Source organism: Collinsella sp. AM17-1, from assembly GCF_003470665.1.
Classification (GTDB): domain Bacteria; phylum Actinomycetota; class Coriobacteriia; order Coriobacteriales; family Coriobacteriaceae; genus Collinsella.
The window spans coordinates 78,896-97,871 of sequence record NZ_QRJZ01000007.1; the positions used below are offsets into that span (position 1 = coordinate 78,896).

The 18,976-nt window shown below is 61.6% G+C and carries 13 protein-coding genes; 12 read left to right on the forward strand and 1 reads right to left on the reverse strand.

Features of this window, described 5'->3' with window-relative positions; translation table 11 throughout:
- Window positions 1–93: 93 nt before the first annotated feature.
- The 9 genes from dnaE (at window position 94) to DW195_RS05085 (ending at window position 15,465) form a co-directional block, all read left to right on the forward strand.
- Complete coding sequence (gene dnaE, locus DW195_RS05045; protein ID WP_117716861.1) at window positions 94–3,897, forward strand: DNA polymerase III subunit alpha; 3,804 nt, start codon at window positions 94–96, stop codon at window positions 3,895–3,897.
- Window positions 3,898–4,032: 135 nt separating this feature from the next.
- Window positions 4,033–7,497, forward strand: coding sequence for an SNF2-related protein (locus DW195_RS05050; protein WP_118206040.1), 3,465 nt, complete (start codon window positions 4,033–4,035; stop codon window positions 7,495–7,497).
- Window positions 7,498–7,647: 150 nt separating this feature from the next.
- On the forward strand, window positions 7,648–8,010 hold the full coding sequence (locus DW195_RS05055; RefSeq protein WP_089572163.1) for a desulfoferrodoxin family protein: 363 nt from the start codon (window positions 7,648–7,650) through the stop codon (window positions 8,008–8,010).
- Window positions 8,011–8,127: 117 nt separating this feature from the next.
- Complete coding sequence (locus DW195_RS05060) at window positions 8,128–10,113, forward strand: hypothetical protein (protein ID WP_089572161.1); 1,986 nt, start codon at window positions 8,128–8,130, stop codon at window positions 10,111–10,113.
- 164 nt (window positions 10,114–10,277) lie between these two features.
- Window positions 10,278–10,799, forward strand: a complete 522-nt coding sequence (ruvC, locus tag DW195_RS05065) for a crossover junction endodeoxyribonuclease RuvC (protein WP_035137351.1) — start codon at window positions 10,278–10,280, stop codon at window positions 10,797–10,799.
- On the forward strand, window positions 10,799–11,419 hold the full coding sequence (gene ruvA / locus DW195_RS05070) for a Holliday junction branch migration protein RuvA (protein WP_117806235.1): 621 nt from the start codon (window positions 10,799–10,801) through the stop codon (window positions 11,417–11,419). Before ruvC ends, ruvA begins: the two co-directional genes overlap by 1 nt.
- Complete coding sequence (gene ruvB / locus DW195_RS05075; protein ID WP_089572158.1) at window positions 11,419–12,486, forward strand: Holliday junction branch migration DNA helicase RuvB; 1,068 nt, start codon at window positions 11,419–11,421, stop codon at window positions 12,484–12,486. Before ruvA ends, ruvB begins: the two co-directional genes overlap by 1 nt.
- A 144-nt stretch (window positions 12,487–12,630) precedes the next feature.
- Window positions 12,631–14,298, forward strand: a complete 1,668-nt coding sequence (locus DW195_RS05080) for a formate--tetrahydrofolate ligase (RefSeq protein WP_118206041.1) — start codon at window positions 12,631–12,633, stop codon at window positions 14,296–14,298.
- Window positions 14,299–14,475: 177 nt separating this feature from the next.
- Window positions 14,476–15,465 (forward strand): hypothetical protein, encoded by a 990-nt coding sequence (locus tag DW195_RS05085; protein ID WP_118206042.1) that lies wholly within the window; start codon window positions 14,476–14,478, stop codon window positions 15,463–15,465.
- 18 nt (window positions 15,466–15,483) lie between these two features.
- Here the strand turns inward: DW195_RS05085 and DW195_RS05090 are convergent, their stop codons facing one another.
- A complete protein-coding gene (locus DW195_RS05090) occupies window positions 15,484–16,665 on the reverse strand; it encodes a cation diffusion facilitator family transporter (protein WP_118206043.1) in 1,182 nt (393 codons plus the stop codon).
- 218 nt (window positions 16,666–16,883) lie between these two features.
- Here DW195_RS05090 and DW195_RS05095 point away from each other — a divergent pair, with 218 nt between their 5' ends.
- The 3 genes from DW195_RS05095 (at window position 16,884) to DW195_RS10750 (ending at window position 18,806) form a co-directional block, all read left to right on the forward strand.
- Complete coding sequence (locus DW195_RS05095) at window positions 16,884–18,221, forward strand: hypothetical protein (RefSeq protein ID WP_118206044.1); 1,338 nt, start codon at window positions 16,884–16,886, stop codon at window positions 18,219–18,221.
- Between the two features lie 116 nt (window positions 18,222–18,337).
- A complete protein-coding gene (locus DW195_RS05100) occupies window positions 18,338–18,709 on the forward strand; it encodes a DUF1499 domain-containing protein (protein ID WP_055250926.1) in 372 nt (123 codons plus the stop codon).
- A complete protein-coding gene (locus tag DW195_RS10750; protein WP_117764911.1) occupies window positions 18,636–18,806 on the forward strand; it encodes an SHOCT domain-containing protein in 171 nt (56 codons plus the stop codon). The genes DW195_RS05100 and DW195_RS10750 overlap by 74 nt, the downstream gene beginning before the upstream one ends.
- Window positions 18,807–18,976: the final 170 nt, after the last annotated feature.

Genomic DNA, 18,976 nt, shown 5'->3' on the forward strand with positions numbered 1-18,976 from the left:
AGCCGTGTGGGTTTGGGCTAGGTTCGGGTGCCGTCCGCGCTGTGCGGTAGAATCGTAACCCTAAGATCACGAACCCGCATCGGAGCTCATCACATGGCATTCGTCCATCTGCACAACCACACCGTTTTCTCCATGCTCGACGGCGCAACCCGTATCCAGGATATGGTCAACCGTGCCGTAGAGCTGGGCATGCCCGCCGTGGCCATTACCGACCACGGCTACATGTATGGCGTACCCGACCTGGCGCTGGCCTGCGACGCCGTCAACCACAACACGCCCGAGTACAAAACCTGGAGCCACGACAAGGCCTTTTTGGAAAAGGATCGCCGCGACGAGCTGGTGGAGCCCGATCCCGAGGAAAACCCGCGCGAGCATGCCCAGTACGTTAAGGACATGGCCATGTGGGACGAGAAGGGCAACATCGACGAGCTCAAGCCGCCTCTGGTCATCAAGCCCATCTTTGGCTGCGAGGTCTACTTTACGCCGGACGAGACGCTTGCCCGCGACCATAAGCCCGAGCTCTACCACATGATCCTTCTGGCCAAGGACCAGGAGGGCTACGTCAACCTGATGCAGACGGTTTCCGAGGCAGCCGTGCAGGGCTTTTACTACAAGCCCCGCGTGACGCTCGACAACCTGCGCCGCCACGCCAAGGGCATGATCTGCACGAGCGCCTGCATCGCGGGCATCATCCCCAAGTACATCGACCGCGGTGACATGGAGGGCGCCATCAAGTGGGCCGAGACCTTCCGTGATACCTTCGAACCTGGCGACTTTTATATCGAGATCCAGGAACACGGCATCACCACCGACAACGGCCTGACCGATGAGCAGATGGACCGCACGCTCATCGACATCGCCAAGCAGGTAGGCGTCAAGGTCATCGCTACCAACGACTTCCACTACCTGCGCCGCGAGGACGCTCCCGTGCAGGACGTCATCATGTGTATTGGCATGAACGCCAAGGTCGATGACCCCAACCGCATGCGCATGACCGGCTCGGAGTTTTACATGAAGACCGAGGAGGAGATGCGGGCGATGTTCCCGTATTGCCCCGAGGCCTGCGACAACACGCTCGAGATCGCCGACAAGTGCTACGTTGAGCTGGACTGGGACTCCATCATCCTGCCGCGCTTCCCGTTGCTCGATCCCGGCGAGACGCACGAGAGCCAGTTCCGCCGCGAGTGCGAGAAGGGCCTGCGCCAGCACTACGGTGACGACTGGGCCACGCGCGAGATCGGTGGCGTCAACATCAAAGAGCGCTTTGAGTACGAATACAAGGTCATTTGCGACAAGGGCTTTGCCGCCTACTTCTTGATCGTTGCCGAGTACGTGCAATGGGCCAAGGACAACGGCATCGGCGTCGGCCCCGGCCGTGGTTCGGCCGCCGGCGCTATCGTCGCCTACGCCATGAACATCACCGCGTTCGACCCGCTCGAGAACGGTCTGATGTTCGAGAGGTTCCTGTCCCCGCAGCGTACCGAGATGCCCGATATCGATATGGACTTCGACGATGAGCGGCGCCTCGAGGTCGTGGAGCACGTTCGCCAGCTCTACGGCCCCGAGAAGGTCACCCACGTCATCACCTACTCGACCATTAAGGCCAAGCAGGCCATCAACGACGCCGCTCGCGTCCTGGACTACCCGGTCTACATGGGCCAGCGTCTGTCCAAGATGGTCTCGAGCGACCCCAAGGTCAAGCTCAAGCAGGTGCTCGAAAAGCAACCCGGCAAAGAGGACCTGTTTAACCCCGATTTTGCCGAGGCATATAAAAAGGACGACGACGCCCGCCGCATCATCGACACGGCGCTCTCAATCGAGGGCCTCACCCGTGGCGAGGGCGTGCACGCGTGCGCCGTTCTGATCTGCCGCGACCCCGTCAACGAGCACGTGCCCACCAAGCTCGACACCAAGGGCGGCGTCGAGATTACCCAGTACGAGGGCCATACCGTTGCCGACATGGGCTTGCTCAAGATGGACTTCTTGGGCCTGCGCACGCTGACTGTTATCTCCAAGGCCAAGGCAAACATCAAAAAGAACTTCGGCATCGACATCAAAGAGGAAGAGATTCCCTTTGACGATCCCGAGATCTTTAAGCTCATGGGTTCCGGCCACACCGCCGGCGTCTTCCAAGTCGAGTCCGCCGGCATGACGGCCACGATCAAGAACATGAAGCCCACCGAGTACAAGCACGTCGTAGCATTGATCGCCCTGTACCGCCCGGGCCCGCTGGGCGCCGGCATGGTTTCGTCCTACATCAACCGTATGAACGGCAAGGAGCCGGCGGTCTCCTACGACGACCGCCTGGACGACATCCTGGGCGAAACCTACGGCACCATGGTCTACCAGGAGCAGGTTATGCTCATCTCCGTCGAGATGTGCGGCTTCTCCAAGGGCGAATCGGACTCGCGTATCCGTAAGCCCGTGGCTAAGAAGAAAATCAAGCTGCTCACGTCGACGGTGCTCCACTGGGAGGATGGCTCCGACGAGACCACCTACGACCACTGGATGAACGGCGCCATCAAGAACAACTATACGCGCGAGGTCGCCCAGAAGATTTGGGACGATGTTCTCGAGTTCGCGTCCTACGCCTTCAACAAGTCGCACTCCGCCGGCTACGCCATCTTGGTTATGCAGACGGCGTGGCTCAAGGCGCACTATCCGCACGAGTACATGGCGGCCGTTCTGACGTCCTATACGGGCAAGACCGACAAGATCGTGCACTACGTCTCGGCATGCCGTCACGACGGCATCCCCGTGCTGTCGCCAGATGTCAACGAGTCCGGTACCGAGTTCACGGCTACCAAGGAGGGCGTGCGCTTTGGTCTGGCCGGCATCCGCGGCGTGGGCACCGGCGTGGCGCAGGCGATTATCGCCGAGCGCGAGGCGGGCGGCCCGTTTAAGACGCTGCACGACTTTGTCGAGCGCGTGGACTCGAGCCAGGCCAACCGCCGCGTGATCGAATCGCTCATCAAGGCAGGCGCCTTCGACTCCACGGGGTATCCGCGTCGCCAGATGATGCACTTTGTGGATAAGAACAACCCCGAGAACATCATCGATGCCGCGGTGAAGCGCCAGAAGGATCGCGCGAGCGGTCAGACGTCGTTCTTTGATATGTTTGGCGACGTTGAGGGCTCGGGCTTTGAGGTGAGCGTGCCCGATCCGGATGGTCAGGAGTGGGACCGCCACCTTAAGCTGAGCCAGGAGAAGGAGGTTCTGGGCATCTATGTCTCGGACCACCCGCTGCGCCCGTTTGAGTATGCACTAGCCAAGGCGCGCGACTTCTCGTTCTCGCAGATCGATACCGGCTACGAAGTCCAGAATCCTACGGGCGGCACCATCAACCAGGAGATTCCCGAGGGCAAGGCGCTGTGGTGGGCCGGCATGGTCTCGAGCGTGTCCAAACGCGTGACCAAAAACGGTGACCCCATGGGCATCGTGCAGCTCGAGGACATGGAAGGCGAGGCCACCGTCGTCGTGTTCCCCAAGACCTATAAAGAGGCCGAGGGGTACCTGTACGGCGAGGTCGATCCCGAGACCGGCGCGCAGCTGTCCGATGCCTTTGTGCGCATTAAGGGCAAACTCGAGCGCTCGGACCGCGGCGACCAGATCATCGCGCAGGAGATCGTGCCGCTCGAGCTCAACGAGGAGAACAACAAGCCCAAGGTGTTTGAGGTCATGGTGCCCAACAGCCGCTTTAGCCAGGGCAATATGGCGCGCCTGGCCACGGTGCTCACCGCTAACCCGGGCGGCGACCGCGTGGAGATCTTTATCGAGCAGGTGGACGGGCGCGTGCTGCGTGCCGAGGTACCTGCCAAGGTCAACGCGCGTTCGATTCCGCTGCTGGCCGAGGCCAAGGCCATCGTCGGCAACCAAGGCAGAGTGACGGTTATCTAAAATGATTTTTCTGGGACGGGGATTAAAAAATCATTTTGGGTGACGTGTAGCGGTAGACCAGTCTTTCTGGGACGGGAATGATTTTTTCATCCCCGTCCCAGAAAAATCATTTGGCGTGCGAGATTGGAGGAAGCGATGGCGCAGGGGACGTTTGTGCGGGCGCTTCGGAAAGAGGCGGCGCTGAGCGGCACCTTTATGAAGGGGCGTTCGCTCATGCTCAACGGCGCCGTGCTGTCGATCGAGGACAGCGGCTCGCGCTTCTCCAAAAACGTGACGGTTGAGGGCTCGGTGCGCGGCTCGCGCGGCGACCTGTACAGGACGCACGTGGCGCTCGACATGGACGAGCACGAGGTGATCGACTACGACTGCGATTGCCCCGCTGCCTATCGCTACCCTGGCATGTGCAAGCACGCCATCGCCACAGCGCTGGCATACCTGGACGCCAGCGGCATTGAGCCTGTTGAGGGGCTGCGCACACCGGTTCGCACGTTTACGGCGCAGCCGAAACAGCCCGTTCGCACCGCGCCCAAAGCGCCGGCCGTCAACCCTAACTTTCCCTTTCCGGCGCCCGTCCCCACGAGCCCCAGCCTCATGGCGGCGCTTTCTGATCTTTCGGACGCGCGCATGGATGAGCTGGCGAGCATGCGCCGCAAGCTTGCCGGTGCCGTTGATCCCGACGCTCCCAAAGCGGCGTTGGAGCCTTCGTTGGTGCCGTACTACAATCCGCTGTTCGCCGACCGCTTTAGCTGGGCGCTCGAGTTCCGCATTCGCTGCGGTTCGGTGTCCTACGTGGTCAAGGATATCGACGGCATGGCCGACGCCTATGTCCGAGGCGGCACCTTCTCGTACGGCAAGAAGCTCACGTTTGTCCATACGCCCGAAGCCTTCGAAGACGTGTCGACAAAGCTGCTCAACCTTGTTGTGACGACAGTTGCCTATCTCGATGACATCACAAGCTCGCGTTCGGCGTCGTACGACTTTGCCCGCAGCGGTTTTGTTGCCGAGCGTCAGTTGCCGCTGTCCGAGCATAGCATCGTATATGTGCTGGACCTGCTGCGCGGCCAGACCATCTCTTTTGAGCCCGCCTGGTCTCGGGGGACGGCGGCGCATCGCACCTATGACGTGGCGGTTGAGCTGTCTCCGCAAGGGGAGGACGAGGCGTCCGCTAAGCGCCCACCGCTCCTTGCCGCCAAAATCGCGCCGGCGGCTGGTGACAGCTACGATCTGCGCCTGCCGGCCGATGCATACTGCTTTGCTTCGGGCGACGTTGCCTATCTGGTCGACACCCGCCGTGCGCGCCGCACCGATGTGGCGTTTGCCCAGCATGCGGCGCCGTTCCTATCGCGCTTACTGCCCTGTCGCACGCCAGTCCATATCGCTGCCGACCAGGTGGGGGAGTTCTGTCGTATGGCTCTACCCATTTTGCGCGACTACACCGACCTCACCGCGCCCGCCGCGCTCGATACCGTGGCACCCGAGCCGAGCTTTGCTATGGCAATCGGCGTCGACGATGGGCTCGTGACCTGCAAAATTACGGTTACCTACGGCGACTGGTCGGCGGATCTCTTTAGCCTGGGCGCTCCGGGCAGTCCCTTCGAAGAGCAACGCCCCGGCGTGCCGCCCCGCGACGAGGTGGCGGAGTTTCGCGTTATGGACACGGCGGCCCTGTACTTCGATTTCTACGAGGGCGGCCTGGCGTTTGAGGAACGCGATGACGCCCGCTTGTTCTGCCTGCTGACCGAGGGCCTGTCTGCCCTGTCCGAGCTGGGTGAGGTCATGCTCAGCGACCGTCTGCGCCAGATTTCGGTCCGCCCTGCGCCCAAGCTTTCGGTGCGTGCGACCGTCAAGAGCAACCTGCTCGATGTCGAACTGGGCGCGAGCGGCCTTTCAGCGGCAGACCTTGCCGTCTACCTCGATTCGTACAAGCGTCATCAAACGTTTGCGCGCCTGACGTCCGGCGACATCGTTCGCCTGGACGAGGGGGCGCGCGCCGCGTTTGGCCTTGCCGAGGATCTGGGGGTCGATGCTGTCGACCTGCTCGACGGCGTGTCGCTTCCCGCGTCGAGTACCCTGTTCGTCGACAGCATGCTTGCGCGCACGCCGGCGCTTGAGGCCGATCGCGACGCTGCGTTCCGCCGTACCGTCGAGCGCCTGGACACGCTCGGCAAGATGGACTTTACGGTACCTGCCTCGCTCAAGGCCACGCTGCGTGGCTACCAGGTCGACGGCTACCAGTGGCTCGGCTCGCTCGAACACCTGGGCCTTGGCGGTATTTTGGCCGACGACATGGGCCTGGGCAAAACACTCCAGATGATTGCGCATGTCCTGGCGCGCGTGGAGGCGGGGGACACTAAGCCCACGCTTGTGGTGTGCCCTGCGTCGCTTGTGTACAACTGGACCGCCGAGCTGGAGCGCTTCGCCCCGTCGCTCGATGTGTGCGCCATCGTGGGCGCCAAGGCCCAGCGTCGCGTGCAAATCGCCGGCGTGGCCGAGCATAACGTGGTTGTAACGTCGTATGACCTTATGCGGCGCGATATCGACGAGTACGTCGAGCAGGACTTTGCCCGTGTGGTGCTCGACGAGGCCCAGTACATTAAAAACCCGCTCACGCAGGTAGCGCGCGCCGCCAAGCGCCTGCCGGCCGGTGTACGCTTTGCCCTGACGGGCACGCCCATCGAGAACCGCCTGTCCGAGCTCTGGAGCATCTTCGACTTTTTGATGCCGGGCCTGCTGGGTACGCGCGAGTCGTTTGCAAAGCGCTTCGAAAGCCCGGCCGAGCATGCCGAGGGCGATAGCGCCGCTCGCCTGCAGGCGCTCGTGTCGCCGTTTGTGCTGCGCCGTGTTAAGGAAGACGTGGTGGCCGACCTGCCCGAGAAGATCGAAGACACCGTCATGGCGCAGCTTACCGGCGAGCAGCGCAAGCTCTACCTGGCCAACCAGGACCGCATCGCCCAGCAGGTGCAGCACCGCGAGGCTGGGGAGTTTAAGAAGGACAAACTCAAGGTGCTCGCCGAGCTCACCAAGCTGCGCCAGATCTGCTGCGACCCGCGTCTACACTACGAGGATTACAAGGCGGGGAGCGCCAAGCTCGATACGTGTATGGAGCTCGTGCACGGCGCACTCGACGGCGGGCATCGCATCCTGTTGTTCAGCCAGTTTACGGGTATGCTCGATATCATCGGTAAGCGCTTGGCCAAGGAGGACATCGCCTTCCTTAAGCTCACGGGCGCTTCGTCTAAGGAGAGCCGCGCCAAGATGGTCGCGCAGTTCCAAGCGGGCGAGGTTCCGGTCTTTTTGATTTCGCTCAAGGCGGGCGGCGTGGGCCTTAACCTGACGGCGGCCGACGTGGTCATCCACTACGACCCGTGGTGGAACGTGGCAGCGCAGGACCAGGCGACCGACCGCGCGCACCGTATTGGCCAGCAACATACCGTGACCGTGTACAAGCTCATCGCCAAGGACACGATCGAGGAGCGCATTATGCAGATGCAGGAGTCCAAGCGCGACCTGGTCAACAGCGTGCTCGGCGGCGACGGCATCTCGTCGGCGCTGTTTACCCGCGAAGATGTTCTGGCGCTGCTGGGCGGCGACGGGCGCTAACCCGCTCGGGTGGGGCCGCCAGGGCGGATAGCGCACGCTGCCCCATCGTCCCCGCCCGTTATGTGTTCATTTGCAATGCCGTGGATGGTTTGTCTGCCTTTGGGCATAAGAACCATCAAGAACATTGGCACGTCAGCAAAGGAGAACATCATGGCGAAATTCTTTAAGGACCCCGACGGTAAGCTCATTGCCGCCCTTGGCAACGACGTTGCAACCCCTGCCGGTTGCACGGAACTGACCGCAAACACTGAGGACGCGGCGCACGAGAAGCACGTGCCTGTTGTCGAGACCGAGCGCGACGGTCACGTGATTCGCGCACGCGTTGGCTCGGTCGAGCACCCCAGCCTGCCCGAGCACTATATTGAGTGGATCGCCCTTGAGGCCGAGGGCCGCTTAGAGGTCCATTACCTTGAGCCCGGCATGAAGCCCGCGACGTTTTTTGCCGGCGGTTCCAAGACCGGTACCGTCTATGCCTACTGCAACCTGCACGGGCTGTGGTCCGCGACGTTCTAGGAGCGCGCCCCCGCTCGGGGTATCATAGCTAGCATATGCACATGCGAGCGCCGACTGCATCATGCGGCCGGCGCTTTTACTACGATTTCGATGGTTTACGACGGAAAGGGCTGAGCCATGAAGCTCGCGCTTGCACAGATCGATATGCGCCTGGGTGATATTGAGGGCATTTGCGGCCGCATCGAGGACCAGGCTCGTCTGGCCCACGAGCGCGGGGCGCGCGTGCTGTGCGTTCCGGCTCCGCTCTTTATGGGCGCCATGCCCGGTGGCCTGGTGGGCGCTGCCGACTTTGAGCACGACATGCTTGCCGGCTTGACTGGTGTCGCCGAGCGCATCCAGGAGCTTGACATGATCTGCATCGTGCCCGCGGCGGTTTCGTTTGAGGGTCAGCCGCTGCTCGACTACATGATGCTCAAGGACGGTCATGTGGTGCCGGCGCGTTCGAGCATTGCCCTGCAGCGTGGCGAGAACAACGACACGCGTTGGGCGCCGCCGGTGTTCGACGTGGACGGCGTGCGCATCGCCGTGATTTTTGACTTGGACCGCGAACTCGAGATGTTGCCGACCGGTGTTGACCTCATTGCGTATTTCCAATTCAATGCGTTTGACATGACCGACCGCGAGACTGCCGCCATTGCCGCCGTTCGCAGCGGCGCCTACCGCAAGATCGCATCCAAGCGCAGCGTGTGGTTTGCCTGTATGGCGCCGGTCGGTGCCTATGACGAGTCGGTGTATACCGGCGGTTCGTTTGTGCTCGACGACTGCGGTCGCGTGGTGGCCCAAGCGCCGTGTTTTGAGGAGAGCCTGCTGGTTCAGGAGATTCAGCGCGGCGTGATGCTCGATGCCCTGGAAGATCACGAACTGCCCGAGTTCCGTTCCGAGGAGTGGCTGTGGCAGGCGCTGGTGCTCGCCGTGCGCGACAACGCCCGGGCCCACGGTGCGTCGCGCGCCGTGGTGGCACTCGAGGGCGACTTGCCGTCGTCCCTGCTGGCGGCGCTGGCCGTCGACGCTCTGGGCCCACGTAATGTGATTGGCCTGGTGCTGGGGCGCAACCGCATCTTTACGCCGGCGCAGGAGGAGGCCGAGGCTGCTCGCTGTGCCGCCGTTCGCGCCATTGCCGAGCGCCTGCATATTCGCACGGTTGAGCGCGATGCGCCGGATGCCGCGCGCGTGCTCGACCGCGATGTGTCGGCGGGCGACGCCGAGCGCCTGCGCTCTCGCACGCTGGGCCTCATGCTGGAGGACACGGCGCTCGAGCTGGGTGCGATGGCGTTGAGTCCGCTGTCCAAAACCGAGTACGCGCTGGCGGCGCCGGCGCTTTGCGGCGGCTACCAGGGCGATTACGCGCCCTTTGGCGATGTGTACCTGTCGACGCTTGAGTTTGTGGCGCGCGTGCGCAACCGCACGTCTGCCGTGGTGCCCCAAGAGCTCGTGACGCTCAACGCGGTGGAAGATTGTATGGAGCGAGTGCTGGCGCAGGCGCTCTCGACGCTCGACGGTCCGGTCGATATGCTCGACCGCGCGGCACAGCTGCTCGGCGGGCTCGAGCCGGGTGAGGTCGATGGTGCGCTCGAGTCGCACGTGGACCGCAATCGATCTTTCGACGACATCCCGATGGCCGCTGGCAAGCCTGAGGCCTGCTCGCTGCTGCTGATGCTCGTGCGTCAGGGCGAGGCCGCCCGCCGCATGCTGCCGACGGTGCCGATCGTCTCTGCCCGTTCGTTTGCCGAGCGCGCCTGGCCGTACATGCTTGCGTGGTCCGATCTGGGGCTCAACGGCAAGGAGCGCATGACGGTTGATTCGCTGGCGCGCGCCGAGGTGCGTCGCTTTGCCGACGACGATACGAGTGACCGTATGCGCGGTGAGATGATGGGCATTTTGGGTGAGCTGCTGGGTATTTCGCCCGAGCAGATGGAGGAGCTGCGCTCTGAGGACGGTCAGCGTCGTTTGCACGAGGGCATGAAAAAGTTCGAGGGCGAGGTTCAGGACGCCATCGATAAGATGATGGGCGGCCAGGGTGGCCCGCAGGGTGGACCCCAGGGCACGCCGATGCCGCATCCGCCGGTGGATCCGAGGCAGTTCCCGTTCTTTAGCCAGAACTAGGGCAGACGGAAACATTGCGGGAGAGATTCTCTTACACACATTGCTTCTGCCGAATCTATCTTGCTTTAAGCACTTTGCCCCCGTTGTGTTATTCTAGAACAGACGTTCGTGAATGATGCGCGGGGCCTTGTCTTGCGCTGCGCTTGTGGCGAGGGGAGGTTGGCTTGGTTATTTTGGGCATCGACCCCGGTTTGGCTCATACGGGTTGGGGGATTATCGAGGAGCGGCGTGGCGAGGTTCGCTGCCGTGCCTATGGCTGCATCGAGACCAGCGCAGGCAGTCCGCTCGCGGTGCGCCTGTCGCATATCGCCCGCGACCTCAAGGGTGTCGTGGAGCGCTATCGACCCGATACCGCTGCTATCGAGAGCATTTACTTTGGCGCCAACGTTCGCTCGGCCATCCCTACGGCGCATGCCCGTGGCGCCGCGCTCGTGGCGCTTTCGGAATGCGCGCTCGAGATTGGCGAGTATACGCCTATGCAGATTAAGCAGGCTGTTGTGGGCACCGGCGCTGCGGACAAACGGCAGGTCGCGTATATGGTTCGTACGCTCACGCAGCTCGATCACGACCCGCATCCCGACCATGCCGCCGATGCCCTGGCCTGCGCCATCTGCCACGTTAACCTCAGCCGCACCCGGGCGCTTACCGGCGGCGAGTTCTATCAACAGAGAGGAACCGGATACTGATGATCTCCCAGCTCCACGGAACGCTTGTCGAGGCCACGATGAGCTCTGCTGTCGTCGATGTGTCGGGCGTTGGCTTTGAGCTCGGCATCTCGGGCAGCACTGCGGCCACGTTGCCGACGCCCGGCGGCGAGGTCCGCCTCTACACGCGTATGCAGGTGCGCGAGGACGCCATGACACTTTTCGGTTTTTCCTCTAAGGATGAGCGCACGATGTTCGATCGGCTCGTGTCTGTCTCGGGCGTTGGCCCGCGCTTGGCGCTCGCCGTGCTTTCCACCTATACCGTGGGGCAATTGTATTCGCTGGTGATGGCCGAGGACGACAAGGGCATGGCCAAGGTGCCCGGTGTGGGCAAAAAGACAGCTCAGCGTCTGATCCTGGAGCTCAAGAGCACCTTTGCCAAGGACAAGGGCTTTGTGCCGGTCGACGTGATTCCCGGCCAGGTTGCGATGCCCGTGCCCGCTGCCGCTCCCTCGGCCATCGATGACGCCCGTGCGGCGCTCCTTTCCATGGGCTTTAGCCCGCAGGAGACCGATGTTGCCCTGAGCGGGTATGATGGGCAGGATATGCGTGTCGAGGATTTGCTCGGCGCGGCGCTTAAGCGACTCGGAATGGATGCGTGATGTGGGAAGCCGATGACTCTCAGGACCTGTGGGCGACGCCCGGCAACTCGCCGGCGGCATCCATGGCGCACGGCGAGCGCATGGTGGGCTCGGAGCTGACGGCCGAGGACCTCGATGTCGATCGCACTTTGCGCCCCCAGCGCCTGGACGATTACTGCGGCCAGGAGCATATCAAGCAGAGCCTGCGCGTGTTGATCGAAGCGGCGCAGAGCCGTGGCGAGACGCTCGACCACGTGATCTTCTCGGGCCCTCCGGGTCTGGGCAAGACCACGCTGGCTACGGTTATCGCCAACGAGCTGGGCGCTCAGATCAAGACCACGAGTGGCCCCGCCATCGCGCGCACGGGCGACCTGGCGGCCATCCTTACTAACTTGCAGCCGGGTGATGTGCTGTTTATCGACGAGATCCACCGCCTCAACCGTTCGGTCGAGGAAGTCCTGTACCCCGCGATGGAGGACTTTGCCCTCGATATCGTGATTGGCAAGGGTCCGGCGGCGCGCTCGATTCGCCTGGATATCCCCAAGTTTACGCTGGTAGCAGCAACGACCCGCTCAGGCATGTTGACCGGCCCGTTGCGCGACCGCTTTGGCATTTCATATCGCCTGGATTACTACACGGTCGAGGAACTCGCGCAGATTGTGACGCGCTCGGCGACTATCCTGAGCGTGACGATCGACCATCCCAGTGCACTCGAGATCGGCTCGCGTTCGCGCGGCACGCCACGTCTTGCCAACCGCCTGCTCAAGCGCGTGCGCGATTACGCACAGGTGCGCGGCAACGGCCCCATCGAGCTCGATATCTGTCGCCAGGCGCTCGAGTTCTTCGAGATCGACGAGCTCGGTCTGGACTGGATGGATATTCGCATTTTGGAGACGCTCGCTAAGACGTTCTCCGGTCGTGCCGTGGGACTTACGACCCTTGCCAGCGCGGTGGGCGAGGACCCGGGCACGCTCGAGGATGTCTATGAGCCCTATTTGCTGCAGTGCGGGTTGATGATTCGTACGCCGCAGGGCCGTCAGGCAACGCTTCGCACCTTTGAGCACCTGGGGATTGAACCTACCGTTTAGGGCGCTTTGTTTTGGCGGGCTGTTGGGCTATCGCCGGGCATCGGGTAAACATATCGCCGTTCATCGGTTATGGGCGTTTTACTATTGCGCGCCCGTGCTATGCTGAATTGGTCTTTTTCTCATTCGGTAACGAAAGGACCGCCCATGCCTACTGACATCGAAATCGCACGTTCTGTCACGCCGCTGCCTATTACCGAGGTGGCCAAGAACGCCGGCGTCGACGTTAAGCACCTTATTCCGTACGGCTTCGACAAGGCCAAGGTCGACTATTCACTGCTCAACGAGCCGACCGATCACCAGGCCAAGCTCGTCCTCGTGACCGCTATCAACCCAACGCCTGCGGGCGAGGGCAAGACCACCACGACCATCGGTCTGGCCGATGGCCTGCGTCGTCGCGGCGTCAAGAGTGCCGTGGCCCTGCGCGAGCCTTCGCTCGGCCCCGTCTTTGGCGTTAAGGGCGGCGCTGCCGGCGGCGGCTGGGCTCAGGTCATCCCCATGGAGGATATCAACCTGCACTTTACCGGTGACTTCCATGCTATCGGCGCCGCCAATAACCTGCTGGCCGCCATGCTCGACAACCATATTCAGCAGGGCAATCAGCTCGGTATTGACGTTAAGCGCATTACTTGGAAGCGCGTCGTCGATATGAACGACCGTCAGCTGCGCCACGTTATCGACGGCATTGGCGGTAAGGCCCAGGGCGTGCCGCGCGAGGACGGCTTCGATATCACCGTCGCCTCCGAGGTCATGGCAATCCTGTGCCTGTCTACGAGCATCAGCGACCTCAAGGAACGCTTGGGTGAGATCGTCGTCGGCTACAGCTTTGCCGGCGAGCCCGTCCGTGCCCGCGACCTTAAGGCCCAGGGTGCCATGGCCGCGTTGCTTAAGGACGCGCTCAAGCCCAACCTGGTGCAAACGCTCGAGGGCACGCCCGCGTTTGTCCACGGCGGTCCCTTCGCCAACATTGCCCACGGCTGCAACTCCATCATGGCTACGCGTATGGCGATGCGCTTTGGCGATGTCGCCATTACCGAGGCCGGCTTCGGTGCCGATCTGGGTGCCGAGAAGTTCCTCGACATTAAGTGCCGCATGACGGGCGTTCGCCCCAGCGCCGTCGTGGTCGTCGCGACCGCTCGTGCGCTGAAGTACAACGGTGGCGTCGCCAAGGCCGACCTCAACGAGGAGAACCTCGAGGCCCTCAAGGCCGGCATGCCCAACCTGCTGCGTCATGTCGACAACATCCAGAACGTTTATGGTCTGCCCTGCGTGGTCGCCATCAACCGTTTCCCGACGGACACCGAGGCCGAGCTTGCTCTCATCGAGTCCGAGTGCCAGGAGCTCGGCGTCAACGTTAAGCTTTCCGAGGTCTGGGCCAAGGGCGGCGAGGGCGCGCTCGAGCTTGCCGATGAGGTCATGCGTCTGATTGAGCAGCCGAGCGAGCTCAAGTTTGCCTATGAGGACGGCGCTGATGTCGCTGATGCCCTCGAGGCCGTTGCCACCAAGGTCTACCGCGCCGACGGCGTTGACTTTACGCCGGCCGCCAAGCGCCAGCTCGCCGAGCTGCGCGAGAACGGCTTTGGTAACCTGCCGGTGTGCGTCGCCAAGACGCAGTACAGCTTTAGCGACAACGCCAAGGCCCTGGGCGCTCCCGAGAACTTCCGCATCACGGTGCGTGAGCTCAAGGTTTCCGCCGGCGCCCACTTTGTGGTCGCACTGACTGGCAGTGTTCTGACCATGCCGGGCCTGCCCAAGGTCCCCGCGGCCGAGAACATCGACGTTGACAACGACGGCAACATCACCGGCCTGTTCTAAGTCTGCTGTCCATAGCTGCTAGCCCGCCCCGCCGTGCCCACAAGGCCCGGCGGGGCTTGTTTATCCTTAGGCCCGCGCATGTCTTGTAGATACCGATGGCTTTGCCCACCATAGGCTTTTGCGCGGGTAGAATGCATGGATAACTTGATGCTTACGGCGACGGAAAGGAATCGTTGCATGGACCAGGATAAGACGACCGTAATGGGTGGCTACGGTTCCGCGCAGGCTGGCGATAGCGCCGATGCGACCCGCGTTGTTCCCAACCCCGGTTATACCGACCCCGCCGCGACACAGCCTTCTGCCGAGCCCACCCGGGTTATGGGCTATGGCGACTCGGCGCAGGATTCTTACGCCGCATCTTCGCAAGGCCCCTATGGCAACGCAGCTCCGGACCCGTTTGATTACGCGCCGCAGGATTCTTATGCCGCCTCGACACCGAATCCCTATGATGACCTGCCGCAGAATCCCATTCCGCAGCCTCAGCAGACGACGTATATGCCTCGCACGGCGCAGCCTCGCTACGAGTCGCGTGAGCCGTATCGCGAGTACCCCAAGTCGATTCCGCAATATGGCGAGGACGAGGAGAAGAAGCCGTCGCGTTCGTCGAGCGTGATCAAGAAGATCCTCATCGTGTTGGCGATCTTCTTTGCTCTCTCGGTTGTGTTTGCCATCGTGTCGGGCATGCTCAACAAGCGGGGGAGCTCAACGGCCGATACCACTGCCGAGCAAACCGCGTCCGCCTCGTCTAGTACCGTCGATCTGAGCGATATTCCGGGGCAGTACTGGTCCAACGCCAAGAAGCTCCTCAAGTCGCGCGGCGCCGATCTTTCGAATGCCGTGGTCCTGACTGATGATGGCTCAACGCCCGTCGTCGATGCCAACTGGGTTGTTACTTCTGCCTACTATAACGACAACGGCAACCTCGAAATTCAACTCACGCATAAGAACAGCTCGGGCAACTCGTCCGACGGCCAAAGCGGCACCGACAGCTCGAGCTCCAACATGCTGGAGGACCTGAGCAACAAGGCGCAGGAATTGGGAGACAAGGCGCAAGAGCTGGGCGATACGACACAAAACCTGGGCGACACCGCGCAGAACTTGGGAGACATGGCGACAGATGCCTGGAACGCCCTACAAAACGGCATTTTGGGTGCACAGGGAAACTAGCGGCCGAGCGGAGCGGGGCTACAGCTGCTCGGCCGGACGGTCGGGTGAGCTGAAGCCCGAGTCAAACGTGACGACGCATGACGCATCGGGCCGACGCTCGTGCACGATGCGCGTGACGAGCTCCAGCAGCTCCTCGTCGGATATGTCAAAGTCGTCGGGACGCACTAGGTCAAATGACACAAAGCCATCGTGTTCGTGAAGGTCGTGGATGGAGAGCGCGGGATCGATCTGCATGACGCCGCGCTTGACCCAGCCGCGCAGGTCGTCGCCGGTGGTGGCGATGGGATCGCAGTGCAGCGTGATGCCGATTCCCATCTGCCGCTTGATATCATGCTCGATGGTGTCCAGAATCTCGTGGTGCTCAAACGCGTCGCCCTCGCCGGGCATCTCCACGTGGGCGCTGGCAAACTGACGACCGGGGCCGTAGTCGTGCACCATCAGGTCGTGTGTGCCCAAGACCTGCGGATAGGACATGATCTTGTCGCGGATTGCCTGGACGAGCTTGGGGTCGGGCGCTTGTCCCAGCAACGGGCTGATGGCATCGCGCACCAGGCCCATGCCGCTGATGCAGATGAAGATGCCCGCACCCAGGCCTGCCCAGCCATCGAGGTCAAAGCCGGTCGTCTGCGAAATAAGCACCGCCACCAAGACCGAGCCCGAGGTGATGACGTCGTTTTTGGAGTCCTGTGCTGTGGCGATGAGCGTCTCCGAGTCGATGCGGTCGCCCAGCGTGCGGTTGAACGCGGCCATCCAGAGCTTAACGAGCATGGACAAGACGAGGGCGGCTAAGGAGAGCACCGAATATGCAGTGGGGGAAGGCTTGATGATCTTAGTGACCGACCCGAGGATCAGGTTGATGCCGACGGCGCAAACCAGGACGGCGACGAACAGGCCGGCTAGGTACTCGTAGCGGCCGTGGCCATAGGGGTGGCCTTCGTCTGCCGGGCGGCTGGCAAGGCGGAACCCGAGCAAGCTCACGATGTTGCTCGAGGCATCGGAGAGGTTGTTGAAAGCGTCGGCGACGAGGGAGACGGAACCGGCGAGCAGGCCCGCGATGCCCTTGGCTAGGCACAGGGTGATGTTGAGGCCAATGCAAATGAGGCTTGCGGCAAAGCCCGCGTTGGTGCGGCAAGATGTATCGACCGGCTCGCCCTCGCTGCCGGGAACAAGTGTATGTACCAGCCGATTTACAAATAGCATAGCGGTCGTCCTCACAATCATGTTTAAGGGGATAGTGTAGCTCGCGCGGGGGCGCTGTGCACCGATGCTCAGAAAATGCAGCAATGGTCTGCCGGTGCTAACGAGCGAACCTTCTCGTCTGCTTGGGTGGTCCATTTTGGGCCACATGGGTATGGGCATGTGCCTGCCTGCCCGACATACTTAATGTCGACAGCCCCTGTGCAAAGGAGGACGTATCCATGGACGAGATGTTTGCCATTAAATGCCAAAACTGCGGCGGCCCTATGTACTCACACCAGGCTAAACGCAGCTTTGAGTGCGCCTATTGCGGCACGGTCGTTCCGTGGCAGGCCGATGCGGGGGAGCCCAAGAGCGCCCTGGGCATTCGTCATGCGCCGCTGACGGTTGTCGATGGACTGCTTAAGCTCACCCACGTGTCGCAGCTCGAGCGCCCGGAGGACCCGGACTGGTATTTCTTCAATTCGTACTGGCGCAACCAGTCGGTTCTGGAGCATCTGCTGTGGGAGGACCGCGGCACGGCGCAGGAGTTCCAAGAGACCACGCATGTGAGCATTCCTTGCCCCTTTTGCGGAGCGTCCTTTGAGGGCGAGTCAACGCAGCGCGTGTTTGAGTGCCCGTCCTGCGGCAACAAGATCGGCATTGCCGACCTGCTCAAGCCGGGGACGTTTAGCAAGCGCCTGACCATGGGCGTAGGTGCGGAGTATGTGCCTGAGCAGGGTATTCCTTGCGAAATCTCGCCGCAGCAGGCACGTGCCAACGCGCTGCAGCTGGTGCGCCAGTACCCGGATGCCTTTGCCGGGCACGATGTAGAAGATGCGATCCAAAACGACATGATGCTCTTCTACTTCCCCATGGCGCTGGCGGACCTGCGCATGATGGCGAGCTTCCCGGGCAGGGGCCTGAGCAAGGAGACCCTGGTGTACTACGAGGCGCTCGACTGGGCATATCCCAGGGCAAACTACCTGGACGTTCGCCTCATGGGCATTTTGGAGCCATGGGACTTTGCCAAGGTCGGCCCGTTCGATCCCGCCATGCAGGAAGGCGACTTCCGCGTCGTCTCTGTCGATGCGTCTACCAAGGACCAGGTGGTCATTGATAAGTTGGCGCTCGACGTTGCGGGCAACGATGCTGAGGCTGTACTGGGGCTCAATAAAAAGAGCATCCGCACGTGGGCATGCAAGGCCCGCAAGCATAAGGATGGCCTGGTGATGGTGCCGGTCTACTTTGTCGATCGTCCGGCGACGGACAGCCGCGATGGCGAGCAGGTGCGCATTGCCGTAAACGGACAGACGGGCCGCGCGGCCGCGGTGGTGTTTAGTGACAAGCGCGAAACGCACGTCGTGGCGCCGCTCAATTCGAGCCTGCATCTGTCCGGTGAGAGCACCGTGCATGCCACGCCCATCGAGGTCAAATACGTTAAATCGCCCTTCCTATACCAGATCGTGCGCCGTGGAGGTGGCGAGCAACCGCGCCAGGTTGCAGCGGCAGCTGAGGGTTCCTACCGAGAAGAAAAGCCCAAACGCAAGGGATTGTTCGCTGCGATTTTTGGTAAGTAGGGGAGTGGTGCCGGGGCGTCGGGCTGCATCGCAAGGTCATGAGACGAACTTAAGACTGCTGGGAACGTGCTACCATTGCCGATAGCCTTAATCTTGTAAGAAGCGGAGGCCAGATTATGGGTTTTGCGGATCAGCAGCTTCAGCTTCAGGTACCGTATTCTCCTGACGACACGTTTAATGCCTTGAAGGCAGCTATGGAAAAGCTGCCTAAAGTAAAAGTTGATAGTGCATCGCCCACAACAAGAACAGTTGCAGCCGAGATTGGTATGAGCCTTTGGTCTTGGGGCGAAAATATCAGTATTTCGGTTGTTCCAGTTGAAGGCGGATCTGGCGTTACTGTCAAGTCGTCATCTAAGGTCAGGGCAAACGTATTAAACGGGGGCAAAAATGCAAAGAATATTGCCAAGATAGTCGATGCCCTATCGAAGGAGCTCGAGCGGTATCCGCAGGTTTCACAGACTATTGAGACGCTGGCGGATAGTGGTTGATGTAGTTGCAAGGCTTGAGAGGCTTGCAGCACTGCGTGAGAGTGGAGTACTTACCGAGGAAGAGTTTGCTGCAGAAAAGGCAAAAATCCTTTCGTAATCAGACACGATGGTTGGATTTGCATTCTATTATTGAACTTGTTTATACCAGGCTGAAAACATCGTGTGTAATAAAGGTGCGTAGTAGCCTCGTCTTGATTGGCGGATGTAAATAAACGGTGGAACGGCTGTAAAAGAGTCTTGCCACTGGGTAAAATCAAGATGTGCCGC

Excerpts from the sequence above, each read along its gene's own strand:
- ruvA (WP_117806235.1), top strand. The coding sequence starts at position 10,799 with ATGATCTCCCAGCTCCACGGAACGCTTGTCGAGGCCACGATGAGCTCT.
- DW195_RS05080 (WP_118206041.1), top strand. The coding sequence starts at position 12,631 with ATGCCTACTGACATCGAAATCGCACGTTCTGTCACGCCGCTGCCTATT.
- DW195_RS05085 (WP_118206042.1), top strand. The coding sequence starts at position 14,476 with ATGGACCAGGATAAGACGACCGTAATGGGTGGCTACGGTTCCGCGCAG.
- dnaE (WP_117716861.1), top strand. The coding sequence starts at position 94 with ATGGCATTCGTCCATCTGCACAACCACACCGTTTTCTCCATGCTCGAC.
- DW195_RS05090 (WP_118206043.1), bottom strand. The coding sequence starts at position 16,665 with ATGCTATTTGTAAATCGGCTGGTACATACACTTGTTCCCGGCAGCGAG.
- DW195_RS05100 (WP_055250926.1), top strand. The coding sequence starts at position 18,338 with ATGGGTTTTGCGGATCAGCAGCTTCAGCTTCAGGTACCGTATTCTCCT.
- DW195_RS10750 (WP_117764911.1), top strand. The coding sequence starts at position 18,636 with ATGCCCTATCGAAGGAGCTCGAGCGGTATCCGCAGGTTTCACAGACTA.
- DW195_RS05055 (WP_089572163.1), top strand. The coding sequence starts at position 7,648 with ATGGCGAAATTCTTTAAGGACCCCGACGGTAAGCTCATTGCCGCCCTT.
- DW195_RS05050 (WP_118206040.1), top strand. The coding sequence starts at position 4,033 with ATGGCGCAGGGGACGTTTGTGCGGGCGCTTCGGAAAGAGGCGGCGCTG.
- ruvB (WP_089572158.1), top strand. The coding sequence starts at position 11,419 with ATGTGGGAAGCCGATGACTCTCAGGACCTGTGGGCGACGCCCGGCAAC.
- DW195_RS05095 (WP_118206044.1), top strand. The coding sequence starts at position 16,884 with ATGGACGAGATGTTTGCCATTAAATGCCAAAACTGCGGCGGCCCTATG.
- DW195_RS05060 (WP_089572161.1), top strand. The coding sequence starts at position 8,128 with ATGAAGCTCGCGCTTGCACAGATCGATATGCGCCTGGGTGATATTGAG.